10 protein-coding genes are annotated in these 12,861 nt (G+C 63.9%); 3 read left to right on the forward strand and 7 right to left on the reverse strand.

Features of this window, described 5'->3' with window-relative positions; translation table 11 throughout:
• The first annotated feature begins 64 nt into the window (after window positions 1-64).
• Window positions 65-643 carry an invasion associated locus B family protein gene (locus JQK88_RS24690; RefSeq protein ID WP_192259129.1) on the forward strand — a complete coding sequence of 193 codons (579 nt, stop codon included), beginning with the start codon at window positions 65-67 and terminating at the stop codon, window positions 641-643.
• Between the two features lie 72 nt (window positions 644-715).
• Window positions 716-1,036, forward strand: a complete 321-nt coding sequence (locus JQK88_RS24695) for a hypothetical protein (protein ID WP_192259128.1) — start codon at window positions 716-718, stop codon at window positions 1,034-1,036.
• A gap of 26 nt (window positions 1,037-1,062) precedes the next feature.
• Here the strand turns inward: JQK88_RS24695 and JQK88_RS24700 are convergent, their stop codons facing one another.
• The 6 genes from JQK88_RS24700 to JQK88_RS36430 all read right to left on the reverse strand — a co-directional run bounded on the left by JQK88_RS24700 (window position 1,063) and on the right by JQK88_RS36430 (window position 9,583).
• Window positions 1,063-1,755: a response regulator transcription factor gene (locus JQK88_RS24700; RefSeq protein ID WP_192259127.1), complete on the reverse strand. Its 693-nt coding sequence runs from the start codon at window positions 1,753-1,755 to the stop codon at window positions 1,063-1,065.
• On the reverse strand, window positions 1,752-4,487 hold the full coding sequence (locus JQK88_RS24705) for a DUF4118 domain-containing protein (RefSeq protein ID WP_203279713.1): 2,736 nt from the start codon (window positions 4,485-4,487) through the stop codon (window positions 1,752-1,754). Before JQK88_RS24705 ends, JQK88_RS24700 begins: the two co-directional genes overlap by 4 nt.
• A 67-nt stretch (window positions 4,488-4,554) precedes the next feature.
• On the reverse strand, window positions 4,555-5,118 hold the full coding sequence (kdpC, locus tag JQK88_RS24710; RefSeq protein WP_192259125.1) for a potassium-transporting ATPase subunit KdpC: 564 nt from the start codon (window positions 5,116-5,118) through the stop codon (window positions 4,555-4,557).
• 12 nt (window positions 5,119-5,130) lie between these two features.
• The gene (gene kdpB / locus JQK88_RS24715; RefSeq protein WP_203279714.1) at window positions 5,131-7,224 is read right to left on the reverse strand and encodes a potassium-transporting ATPase subunit KdpB; all 2,094 of its coding nucleotides are present in this window, start codon (window positions 7,222-7,224) and stop codon (window positions 5,131-5,133) included.
• 220 nt (window positions 7,225-7,444) lie between these two features.
• A complete protein-coding gene (gene kdpA, locus JQK88_RS24720; RefSeq protein ID WP_203279715.1) occupies window positions 7,445-9,148 on the reverse strand; it encodes a potassium-transporting ATPase subunit KdpA in 1,704 nt (567 codons plus the stop codon).
• Window positions 9,149-9,172: 24 nt separating this feature from the next.
• Window positions 9,173-9,583: a potassium-transporting ATPase subunit F gene (locus tag JQK88_RS36430; RefSeq protein ID WP_246750021.1), complete on the reverse strand. Its 411-nt coding sequence runs from the start codon at window positions 9,581-9,583 to the stop codon at window positions 9,173-9,175.
• An 83-nt stretch (window positions 9,584-9,666) separates the two neighbouring features.
• Between JQK88_RS36430 and JQK88_RS24730 the strand changes: the two genes are divergently transcribed.
• Window positions 9,667-11,472, forward strand: a complete 1,806-nt coding sequence (locus tag JQK88_RS24730; RefSeq protein ID WP_192259120.1) for an NAD(P)/FAD-dependent oxidoreductase — start codon at window positions 9,667-9,669, stop codon at window positions 11,470-11,472.
• Window positions 11,473-11,607: 135 nt separating this feature from the next.
• Here the strand turns inward: JQK88_RS24730 and JQK88_RS24735 are convergent, their stop codons facing one another.
• Entirely contained in the window at window positions 11,608-12,834 is a 1,227-nt protein-coding gene (locus JQK88_RS24735; RefSeq protein WP_192259119.1) for an amidohydrolase/deacetylase family metallohydrolase, read from the reverse strand.
• Window positions 12,835-12,861: the final 27 nt, after the last annotated feature.

Raw genomic sequence — 12,861 nt, forward strand, 5'->3', positions numbered from 1 at the left:
GCTCTATCGGGCGCGGTCCTTGAGCTCAATGGCGGCTGGCTCGAGGCACAATCGGGAGATATTGATGAAAAGCAGGCAAGTATATTTCGCAGCGCTACTGGGCAGCGTCTGTATTCTCGGCCCGGCGGCGGTCGCCGCGCAGACCAAGACCGACAAGGCAGCACCTGCCGCCGCTGCCGCTGGCCCGACACTGCCTGGCGGCGCGTCGGCGCTGTCCGAAACCCATGGCGACTGGACGGTCAATTGCCAGATAACGGGGACCAATAAGGCCTGCAGCCTGTCGCATCAGCAGTTCAACAAGCAAACCAACCAGCGCCTGCTGGCAATAGAGCTGTCGAGCAAGAGCGGCGAGGATGCGGCCGGAACACTGGCGCTGCCGTTCGGCCTGGCGCTGGCCAAAGGCGTCAGCCTGACCATCGACGAGCAGAAGCTGGATGGCAGCCTGCCGTTCAACACCTGCCAGGCCGTCGGTTGCCTGGTGCCGGTGGCGTTCGATGCCAGCGTCATACCACTGCTCAAGGCAGGGACGACGCTGAAGATCGACACCTTCGCGGCCGACACCGGGCAAGCGGTGAGCTTTACCATCCCGCTCAACGGCTTCGGCGGTGCGCTGGCACGGACGGCGGAATTGTCGGCGGACTGACCTCGGGTTCTATAGGCGCTCTAACCAAGAGCGTTCGGCGAAGCGTTAAGCGTTACCTGCTATCAGGTATGCATGAAGCACTTGGCTCTGCGGTTCCTGTTCAGCTGCGTCGGCATTGCCGCTGGCATTTATTTTCGTGATTTCTGGCGGTCCGATCTCGGACCGCCAACATTTATTTTCGTCGTCTTTCTGAGCACAACATTGGTGATGAGTTGGCAGGGCAAGGGCAGGCCTTGGTCTCCAATAAGCGGACTTATCTTTGGTCTGGCAATCACCATTGCCATGATCATAACCTTTTTCATAAATCACTATGCTGGGATGGCCACTTTAGTTTTATTCGCGGCTTTGGCCCACAAGACAGGCCTTTGGCAGCGGTGGGCGGATAAACTGTAGTTGGGAACAATGCCAATCTGCTGCTGCTACTCAACCTCGCGCAGCCGATACCCGACGCCGGTCTCGGTGGTGATGTAGCGCGGCTGGTCGGGCGATTTTTCGATCTTCTGCCTGAGCTGGCGGACATAGACCCTGAGATACTGCACGTCGGTGGAATCGCCCCACACCTGCTTCAGCAGGAAATGGTGGGTGAGAACCTTGCCGGCGTGCTGCACCAGAATACGCAATATGTCGTATTCCTTCGGCGAGAGTTTTACCTCCTTGCCCTCGACCTTGACGATGCGCTTGACCAGGTCGACGCTGAGATCGCCGGTGTGGAAGACCGGCTTTTCGCCCTGTTGCTGGAATTTGTGGCGCAGCGCCACGCGAATGCGGGCGACCAGCTCGTTCATGCCGAATGGTTTGGTGATGTAATCGTCGGCGCCCAGTTCCAGTGCGGCGACGATGCCGGCCTCGTCGGTGCGGCTGGACAGGATGACCACGGGGACGTCGAGCCCGTCGTCGCGCCATTTGCGCAAAAGATCGAGGCCGCCCATGCCGGGCAGGCCGAGATCGAGCAGGATCAGATCCGGCTTTTGCGTATCGACGATCTCGATCGCCGCCCTGGCGTTGGGCGCCTCGCTGACCGCATAGCCCTGGCTGCCGAGGCCGACGCGCAGCAGTTTGCGGATCGGCGGCTCGTCATCGACCACCAATATGCTGACGTTGGAATTTGTCATGCCAGATCACCGGATGTTTGCCCGTCCACGCTTTGTTCGTCGATACCGGGCGATTGTGCCGGCCTCGGCAAGCGGATGGTGAAGACCGCGCCCGTGCGGTCGCTGCGGTTCGCCGCCGTGATCGTGCCGCCCATCGCCTCGATGAAGCCGCGGCAGATCGACAGGCCGAGCCCGGTGCCGGCCTGGACCTGGTCGCGTTTGCGCACCCGGTAGAAGCTGTCGAAGATACGCTCCAGGTCAGCGGGTGGAATGCCCGGTCCTTCATCCATGACCTGCAGCACCACGGAGCCCTTGTCGACCCAGCCCTGCACGCGGATGGTCGACCCCGGCGGCGCGTATTTTGCGGCATTGTCGAGAAGGTTGAACAGTGCCTGTTCGAACAGGACGGGGTCGAGCTTCAGCATCGGCAGGTCGGGTGGAATATCGACCTCGGTCTTGTGCCCGGCAGTGATCTTGCGCGCCCGCTGCAAGGCCGAGCCGACGACATCACCGACATAGTGAAGCGCGAAATTCGGCTCCATGGCGCCGGACTCGATCTTGGTCATGTCGAGCAGGTTGGCGATGAAGCGGTTCAGCCGCTCCGATTCGTCGAGCACGGTGGTCAGCAGCTCGGCTCGATCGCTCTCGGGCAATGAGGGTGCGTATTCCCGCAGCGTGCCGGCCGCGCCCATGATGGCCGCAAGCGGCGTCTTCAGATCATGGGAGATTGAGGTCAGCAGCGCCGAGCGCAGCCGGTCGGCCTCGGCCGCCAGATTGGCGCGGTCGACATCGGCGACCAACTGAATGCGCTCGATGGCGACCGCCGCCTGGTCGGCCAGCGCGTCGAGCAGGCGCTGCTGCTCAGGCGTCAGCAGCGGCCCTTGCTTGTCGTTGTCGAGGCCGACGACGCCGATGGCGGTGCGGCCTGTCCGCAAGGGCAGATAGAGGCGCTTGGCGCCGGGCAGCGTGTCGGCGCCACGGCCGGCGGCACGGTTGTGCTCCCAGGCCCAGCGGGCGGCGGCGATGTCGGCCTCGGCCAGTGTGTCGTCGGGTGGATAGCCGGCCTTGACGGTGATCGTGCCGTCTTCAGGCAAAAGCAGCACGACGCGCAGCTTCAGCATCGAGGCGATCTGGAAGGCCGTGGCCCACAGCACGTCGTCAAGCGTGCCGGCGCCGGCGAGCTTCTTGGAGAATAGGTAGATATCCTCCGTAGCCCGGGCGCGTGAACGGGCAGCGACCGCCTGGCGCTGCACGCGCGCCGTCAGATTGCTGGCGATGACGGCAACGACAAGGAAGACGGCGAGCGCGACAATGCTCTCCGGATCCCGGATGGTGAGCGTGTAGCGCGGCTCGAGGAAAAAAAAGTTGAAGGCAAGGGCGCTGGCCACACAGGCATATAGAGCCGGCCACAGACCACCGGCCACCGCCGATGTCAGCACGCCGATGAGAAAGATGATCGCAAGATTGCGGACGTCGAGAAACTGGTCGAGCAGGGCGGCGAAACCGAGCGAGCCGGCAACGAAGGCCGTCGCCTTGAGATAGGGCCAGACATCGAACTGCCACTGCTCGTCCGCCGCCTTGACGTTCCGCGAGGCCGCCTCGTTGCCGCGCTCGGTTCCCGAAATGACATGGACGCTGATGTCGCCGGCATTGCGGATGAGATCGTAGGTAAGCGAGCCTTCGATCAGCTCGCGCCAGCGCGACCGGGTTGGCCTGCCGACGACGATGTGGGTGAAATTGTTGGCCGTGGCGTGGCGCACGATGTCCTGGGCAACGTTCTGGCCGGGAATGGTTGTCACCTCGGCGCCGAGTTGCTCGGCCAGACGCAGCAGCGTCGCCAGCCGGTCCTTGTCCTCCTCGGACATGGTGGCCGAACGCGGCGTGTCGACATGCAGTGCCGTCCAGGGCGCGCGCAGCCGGTCGGCCAGCCGGCGCGCATAGCGGATGCGGGAGGCTCCGCCCGGACGCGAGTCTACGCAGACAAGCACCCTTTCACCGGCCGCCCAAGGGCCAGGAATCGCATGCGACTGCATGTGGTTGAGCAACTGCTCATCGACGCGCTGGGCGGTGCGGCGCAGCGCCAGTTCGCGAAGCGCCGTCAGATTGCCTGATGAGAAATAGTTTTCGACCGCGCGTTGGGCGGTGTTGGGGAAATAGACCTTGCCTTCCTTCAACCGCTTGATCAGGTCGTCGGGGGTGAGATCGATGATCTCGATGTCGTCAGCCTGGTCGATGATGGAGTCGGGAACCGTCTCGCGCACTCGTACGCGAGTGATCTGCGCCACGACGTCGTTCAGGCTCTCGACATGCTGGATGTTGAGCGTGGTGTAGACGTCGATGCCGCGGGTCAGAAGTTCCTGGACGTCGAGATAGCGCTTGGGGTGGCGGCTGCCTGGCGCATTGGTGTGGGCGAGCTCGTCGACAAGCACCAGCGCCGGGCGGCGGGCGAGGATGGCGTCGATGTCCATCTCGTCCAGCACGCGGTCCTTGTAGCTGACCTTCTGGCGCGGGATGACCTCGTAGCCTTCGACCAGCGCCAGGGTTTCCTTGCGGCCGTGGGTTTCGACGATGCCGATCACCACGTCGACGCCGTCCGCCAGCCTGGCGCGGCCGGCCATCAGCATCTCGTAGGTCTTGCCGACACCGGGGGCGGCACCGAGAAATATCCGCAGACGGCCGCGCTCTTCCCGTTCCGCATGCTCAAGCAGCGCGTCCGGAGAGGGTCTGGTGTCGTTGCTTCTGTCGTCCGGCATCAGGCTCGATCATGAACGGCGCCGGGGATGCTGTCGATCCCCGGCGCTAGGCTTCACAGACTGTCTCTCACTTGGTATCGTCCAGCGCCAGGTTGAGCGCCAGAACATTGACGACCGGCTCGCCGAGGAAGCCAAGTTCGCGGCCTTCGACATGGCTGTCGACAAGCGCCTTGACCTTGGCTTCGTCGAAGCCCCTGGCCTTGGCCACCCTGGCGACCTGGAAATAGGCGGCCTCAGGGCTGATGTCGGGATCGAGGCCGCTGCCGGAGGTGGTGACCAGGTCCATCGGCACATGCTGGTTCGGATTCTCCGCCTTCAGCTTGTCGGCGTCGCCCTTGATGCGATCGATCAGCTTGGGATTGGTCGGGCCGAGGTTGGAGCCGCCGGAGGCGGTGGCGTTGTAGCCGTCGCCGGCAGCCGAAGGGCGGCCATGGAAATATTTGTCGCCGGCAAAGCCCTGGCCGATCAGTTCGGAGCCGACGACCTTGCCGTCCTTTTCGATCAGGCTGCCATTGGCCTGGTGCGGAAACAGCGCCTGGGCGATGCCGGTCATCCCCAGGGGATAGACCAGGCCGGTCAGGACAGTGAAGAAGACGATCATGATGATCGCGGGTCGTATCTGGGTGAGCATGGACGTGTTTCCTTAAGCGAGGCCGAGGCCGGTGACGATCATGTCGATCGCCTTGATGCCGACGAAGGGAACGATGATGCCGCCGAGGCCGTAAACCAGCAGGTTGCGGCTGAGCAGGGCGCCGGCGCCGATGGCCCGGTATTTGACGCCTTTCAGCGACAGCGGGATCAGCGCGATGATGATCAGCGCGTTGAAGATGATGGCCGACAGGATGGCGCTTTGCGGTGTCGCCAGGTGCATGATGTTGAGCGCCTGCAGCGGTCCGGTGGTCTGCCCCGGCGCGACGTAGAAGACGGCGAACATCGCCGGAATGATGGCGAAGTATTTGGCGACGTCGTTGGCGATCGAGAAGGTCGTCAGTGAGCCGCGCGTCATCAGCAGCGCCTTGCCGATCTCGACGATCTCGATCAGCTTGGTCGGATCAGAGTCGAGGTCGACCATGTTGCCGGCCTCGCGGGCAGCGACCGTGCCGGTGTTCATGGCGACGCCGACATCGGCCTGGGCAAGGGCGGGTGCGTCGTTGGTGCCGTCGCCGCACATGGCGACCAGCTTGCCCTTGGCCTGTTCGTCGCGGATCAGCTTCAGCTTGTCCTCCGGCGTTGCCTGGGCAAGGAAGTCGTCGACGCCGGCTTCCGCCGCGATCGCCGCCGCCGTCATCGGATTGTCGCCGGTGATCATCACCGTGCGGATACCCATCTTGCGCAGCTCGGCGAAGCGCTCCCTGATGCCGCCCTTGACGATGTCCTTGAGGTGGACGACGCCGAGCAGGCGGCCGTCACGCTCGACCGCCAGCGGCGTGCCGCCCGACTTGGCGATCTCGTCGGCGATCGCCTGGAGATCCTTGACCGTGTCGCTGCCGGGGCGCGCGCCATGGGTGGCTGATGTCGACTGGTTGACATAGGCGAGAACCGAATCGACGGCGCCCTTGCGCACCGACGAGCCATCGACGTCGACGCCGCTCATGCGGGTCTGGGCGGTGAAGGGAACGAAGGTCGCATGCAAGGTCGCCATGTCGCGGGCGCGGATGGCGTATTTCTCCTTGGCCAGCACGACGATCGAGCGTCCCTCCGGCGTCTCGTCGGCCAGCGAGGCGAGCTGCGCCGCATCGGCCAGTTCCTGCTCGGTAACACCTTTGACCGGGCGGAACTCGGTCGCCTGGCGGTTGCCGAGCGTGATGGTGCCGGTCTTGTCGAGCAAAAGCGTATCGACGTCGCCTGCGGCTTCCACGGCACGACCGGACATGGCCAGCACGTTGAAGCGCACGAGACGGTCCATGCCGGCAATGCCGATGGCCGACAGCAGGGCGCCGATGGTGGTCGGGATCAGGGTGACGAACAGCGCGACCAGCACGGTCACCGAGATATAGCCGCCGGAATAAGAAGCAAAGCTCGGGATCGTCGCGGTGGCAAGCACGAAGATCAGCGTCATGCCGACGAGCAGGATGTTGAGCGCGATTTCGTTGGGTGTCTTCTGGCGCGCAGCACCTTCGACCAGCGAGATCATGCGGTCGAGGAAGGTGTGGCCGGACGCGGCTGATATGCGCACGCGGATCCAGTCGGACAGCACCTGCGTGCCGCCGGTGACGGCCGAACGGTCGCCGCCGGATTCGCGGATGACGGGTGCGGACTCGCCGGTGATCGCCGCCTCGTTGACCGAGGCCACGCCCTCGATCACCTCGCCGTCGGACGGGATGATGTCGCCGGCTTCGACCAGCACGATGTCGCCGACCTTCAGGCTGGTGCCGGGCACCAGCTTGAATTTGGAGCGGTCCTCGCCGGCAAGCAGCTTGGCCTGGGTCTCGGTGCGCGCCTTGCGCAGCGAGTCGGCCTGCGCCTTGCCGCGGCCTTCGGCAACGGCTTCGGCGAAGTTGGCGAACAGCACGGTGAACCACAGCCAGATGATGATCTGCAGGGTGAAGCTGAAATCGCCGCCGCCGGTGAAGCGATCCCTGACGAAGAGGACCGTGGTCAGCAGTGAGACGATGGCGACGACGAACATCACCGGGTTCTTGATCAGCGTGCGCGGGTCGAGTTTCCTGAAGGCGCCGCCGATGGCGGGCCACAGGATGTTGGCATCCATGATGACAGCGGATTTGGACTGGCTCATTTGGTGGCTCCAGTATCTGAACTGTTGGCTGGCACCGAGTGGTCGGATGCCGAGAAAAGGTGCGGCGACCCGTAGGCCAGCAGCCAGATCACGATCATGACTGCCGCGAGGCCGAGGAAGGTGGACACGCTGGGGAAGGGAGGGGGAGTTTCCTCCCCCTCAGTGCCGGCTCGCGGCCGGCCCTTCCTGCGTTTTGGGTTGAACCAGGACATAACAAGCCTCAGAAGGTCTGCCCGTTGATGGTAGCCAGGTGCTCGACGATCGGTCCGATCGCCAGTGCCGGGAAGAAGGTCAGGCCGACGACGATCAGGATGACGCCGACGAGCAGGCCGACGAACAGCGGACCATCGGTCGGGAAGGTGCCGGCCGAGGCAGGCACTGTCTTCTTCGCCACCAGCGAGCCGGCAATCGCCAGCGCCGGGATGATGACCAGGAAGCGGCCCATCAGCATCGTGATGCCGAGCGTGATGTTGTACCAGGGCGTGTTGCCGGAAAGACCGCCAAAGGCCGAGCCGTTGTTCGCGGCCGCCGAAGTGTAGGCATAGAGAACCTCGGAGAAGCCGTGCGGCCCGCCATTGGCCATGGAGGCGACGGCGGATGGCAGCACCACCGCGATGGCGGTGAAGGTCAGCATCGCCAGCGGCAGGCACAGGATGGCCAGCATCGCCATCTTGACCTCCTTGGCCTCAATCTTCTTGCCGAGATATTCCGGCGTGCGGCCGACCATCAGGCCGGCAACGAAGACGGCGACGATGATGAACATCATGATGCCGTAGAAGCCGGCGCCGACACCGCCGACGATGACCTCGCCGAGCTGCATGTTGACCATCGGGATCAAGCCGCCCACGGCCGTGAACGAGTCATGCATGGCGTTGACGGCGCCGCACGAGGCGGCCGTGGTGATGACCGCGAACAGTGCTGAAGCGGCAATGCCGAAGCGGCTCTCCTTGCCTTCCATGTTGGCGCCGTCGATGCCAAGTGCGTGAACCAGCGGATTGCCTGCGGCTTCGGCCCAGTAGCAGATGGCGACGCCGGCGATGAACAGCACACCCATCGTGGCCAGGATCGCCCAGCCCTGGCGCTGGTTGCCGACCATGCGGCCAAAGACGTTGGTCAGCGCCGCACCCAGCGCGAAGATCGTCACCATCTGGATCAGGTTGGAGATAGCGTCCGGGTTCTCGAAGGGATGCGCGGCATTGGCGTTGAAGAAGCCGCCGCCATTGGTGCCGAGCATCTTGATGGCGACCTGCGAGGCAACGGGGCCGAGCGCCAGCGTCTGCTTGGCGCCTTCCAGCGTGGTGGCGTCGACATATGGCCCGAGCGTCTGCGGCATGCCTAGCCAGACATAGACGAGGGTGAGCACGATGCAGAGCGGCAGCAGGATGTAGAGCGTGCAGCGGGTCATATCGACCCAGAAATTGCCGATCGACTTGACCGAATGCCGGGCGAAGCCGCGGATCAGCGCCACCGCAATGGCGACGCCGACAGCCGCCGACATGAAGTTCTGCACGGTCAGGCCGGCCATCTGCACGAGGTAGGACATCGTGCTTTCGCCGCCGTAATTCTGCCAGTTGGTGTTGGTGACGAAGCTGACGGCGGTGTTGAAGGCGAGGTTGGGCTCGACAGCGGTCATGCCCGCCGGATTGTAAGGCAGCACGCCTTGCAGGCGCTGCAGGAAGTAAAGCACCAGGAAGCTGGCGAGGCTGAAGAAGATGATGCCTGCCGAATAGGTCGTCCAGTGCTGCTCTTCGCGCTCACTGGTTCCCGAGATGCGATAAAGGCCGCGTTCAACCGGGCCAAGTATGGGCGAGAGAAAGGTGCGATCGCCGTTGAAGACGCGATACATGTAGCCGCCGAGCGGCTTCACCAGCAAAACGACGATCCCGCAATAGACGAGGATCTGTATCCATCCGTTGACAGTCATGAGAATAGCTTTCCGTGCCTTGCGTCAGAAGTGTTCTGGACGGACGAGGGCGTATGTCAGGTAGACGAGCAGGAACAAGGTCACGCCGCCACCGAGGATGTAATCGACAAGTATGGTGTGATCCTTCCGCTTAAAGAGCGTCGCAGGCTTTGATGTAGGCGAGGGAAAGAGCGAAAAACAAAACGTCGATCCCGATGACGACAATGTCCATTGTGTTGGTCCTTGCTTCTGCTTGTATTTGGCGCCGGCTGCTGGCGAGCCAGAAATTCCATGAGAACGACCCGCCGTACCTCGATCGGTCACGACGGTCGGAGCGTTTTGCTCGGAATGGAATATGGACCCGATCGCCATAAAGGTTCGAGACGGGCCGCGGAGGAAAGATATAAGATTCCTATAAAGATTTCGCGCCAGCAGGCTCGATTCCGGGTCGCTCAAAAACCGATGTCTTGATATCGCGGCCCCCCTTGCGGCGGCGCCGTCTTTCGAAACAATGAGAGCGCAAAACAAGGGAAGAAAAGATGCTCGACATGGCCCCATCGAAACAGGCGGCGACATGGCTTTCCGCCCTTGCGCGGGTGCTGGAAGCGGACGACATCGAGGCCGCCGCCAACCTGTTCGTCGACGACTGCTACTGGCGCGATCTTCTGACCTTCACCTGGAACATTACAACCATGGAAGGCCGCGACGCCATCCGCGACATGCTGCAAGCGACGCTGGCGACAGCGAAGCCCTCACACTGGACCTTGTCTGGTGAGGCGAGTTCGGACGAGGGCACCGTCGAGGCCTGGTTCACCTTCGAAACGACTGTCGCGCGTGGCGAAGGCATCCTCCGCCTCAGGGATGGCCGCTGCCGGACCTTGTTCACGGCGATGCGCGAGCTCAAGGGGTTTGAGGAACAAAAGGGTCCGGCGCGGCCGCTCGGCATTCGCCACAAGGCTGATCCTGAGCGCGAGACCTGGGCGGAGGCGCGGGCGCGCGAGACGCGCGACCTCGGCGCCACCGAGCAGCCCTATTGCCTGGTCATCGGCGGCGGCCAGGGCGGCATCATGCTCGGCGCGCGGCTGAGGCAGCTCGGCGTGCCCACGATCATCATCGAGAAGAATGCGCGTCCCGGCGATTCCTGGCGCAACCGCTACCGCTCGCTCGTGCTGCACGATCCGGTCTGGTACGACCATCTGCCCTACATTCCGTTCCCCGAGAACTGGCCGGTGTTCACACCCAAGGACAAGATGGGCGACTGGCTGGAAATGTATACCAGGGTGATGGAGCTCAACTACTGGGTCGCCACCAGATGCGTCAGCGCCGGTTACGACGAGGCCGAGAAGGTGTGGACGGTGGTGGTCGACCGTGTCGGCCGACACATCACGCTGAAGCCGAAGCACATCGTCTTTGCCACCGGCGCTTACGGCCCGCCGCGGCAGATCGCGCTGCCCGGCGCCGAGACTTTCAAGGGCGAGTTGCTGCATTCCAGCCAGTATTCCAGCGGCGAGAAATTCCGTGGCAAAAAGGTTGCGGTCATCGGCGCGGCAAGCTCCGGCCATGACGTCAGCGTCGACCTCTGGGAGAGCGGCGCCGACGTCACCATGATCCAACGTTCTCCGACGACTGTGGTGAAGTCCGACACGCTGATGGAAGTCGGTTTCGAAATCTTTTCCGAGAAGGCCCTGGCGCGCGGCATCACCACCGACAAGGCCGACATGATCGTCGCCTCGACGCCGTTCGCGCTGGTGCCCAAGGGCCAGCGGGACCTCTACGAGGTGATCAAGGAACGCGACGCGGCGTTCTACGATCGGCTGCGCGCTTCAGGCTTCGCCATCGATTTCGGCGACGACGAGACCGGGCTGTTGATGAAGGCCTACCGCACCGGCTCCGGCTACTACATCGATGTCGGCGCTTGCGAGTTGATCATCAATGGCGAGATCAAGGTGAAAAGCGGCGTCGGCATCAAATCGCTGACGCCGACCGGCATTGCCTTCGACGGCGGCAGCGAGTTGGCGGTCGATGCGATCATCTCGTGCACCGGCTATCAGTCGATGAACGAGACGGTGGCGGCGATCGTCTCGCGCGAGGTCGCCGACAAGGTCGGGCCATGCTGGGGCCTCGGCTCCGGCGTCAAGGGCGATCCCGGCCCGTGGCAGGGCGAGTTGCGCAACATGTGGAAGCCGACGGCGCAGGAGGCGCTATGGTTCCACGGCGGCAACCTGGCGCTGTCGCGGTTCTATTCGAAATATGTGGCGCTGCAGATCAAGGCGCGGATGGAGGGGATTGAAACGCCAGTTTATGGGGCGGTGAGTAATGCGGGCGCTGCTGATCTCCCCCCTTGAGGGGGAGATGTCGCCGAAGGCGACAGAGGGGGTCGCCGCGCGTGGAGCGCTGACCTTCATCCGCCACAAGCAGGTCGCGTCCGGTCGAACCGACCCCCTCTGGCCTGCCGGCCATCTCCCCCTCAAGGGGGGAGACTACCCACGCCCGAAATGCCGTGCCGCAACCTCGACATGCGTATGCGGTGCGTGCGGCTCGAATCTCTCGGTCTCGTTGCAATCGCCGGCCTCGTTTGGATACCAGACACCACCAATGACGATGCCGTCGGAGGTGAGCCGCTGATCGGCGATCAGTGCTGCGCCGACGGCATCGACAAAGGTGAAGCGGCCGGGGCGCAGCCTGAGCACCGAGACATCGCCGACGCCGCCCACTTTCAGCGTGCCGAGCTCCGGCCTGGCGATCGCCTCGGCAGGGCGCTGCGTGGCGGCGCGCAGGACTTCGACCAGCGGCATGCCGAGCGCCATCAGCTTCGACATGCAGACCAGGATATCGAAAGCTGGACCGTCGACACAGTAGAGATGCACGTCGCTCGAGATGACGTCGGGCGCCAGGCCTTCGGCCAGCATGGCTTTGGCCACCTCGAAGTCGAACGAGCCCATGCCGTGGCCGATGTCGAAGATAACGCCGCGTTCGCGTGCCAGATACATGTCCGGCCGCACGGCGCCGGAGGCGAAGACCGGCGCGTTGGGGAACGGCCGGAAACAGTGGGTGAGGATATCGCCCTTGCGCAGGCGCGGCAGCACTTCGGAGCGGCCGGGCGGCGGCTCGTCTATATGCGCCATCAGCGGCAGGCCGGCCTGGTCGGCGGCTTCGAGCGCGAGGTCCACCGGCGCAATGCCGCTGGTGCCGCCGGCATGCTTGCCGGAGCGCACTTTTACGCCGACGACGACATCGGCGTGCTCGCGCACCGCCGCCACCGTCTCGCGCGGCTCGCAGAGCCTCAGATCGCTGCATTCGCCGACCGAGACCGTCTGCGAAAAGCCGAATATGCCGGCAAAGGAGATGTTGACATAGGCCAGGATGCGCACCTTCGAGCGCTCGATGACATGGCGGCGAAAGCCGAGGAAATTGCCCGCACCCGCGCTGCCGGCGTCGATGAAGGTGGTGGTGCCGCTCTTGGCCGCCAGGCGGTCGGCATCGACGCCAAGCGAGGTGCCGCCCCAATAGACATGGCTGTGCAGATCGATGAGGCCGGGCGTGACGATGCAGTCCCGGGCGTCGACGACCTGCGTGGCGTGCTCGGCATCGATGGCGGCCTCTATGGCCGCGACGCGGCCATTGGCGATGGCTACATCGCGCACGGCCTCCAGGCCGGAGGCCGGATCGATCAGGCGGCCGCCCTTGATCAGGAGATCGAACTGCATCGGCGCCTCCGCTGGTATTTATCTACT

It is taken from the genome of Mesorhizobium caraganae (genome assembly GCF_016836705.1).
GTDB lineage: Bacteria > Pseudomonadota > Alphaproteobacteria > Rhizobiales > Rhizobiaceae > Mesorhizobium > Mesorhizobium caraganae.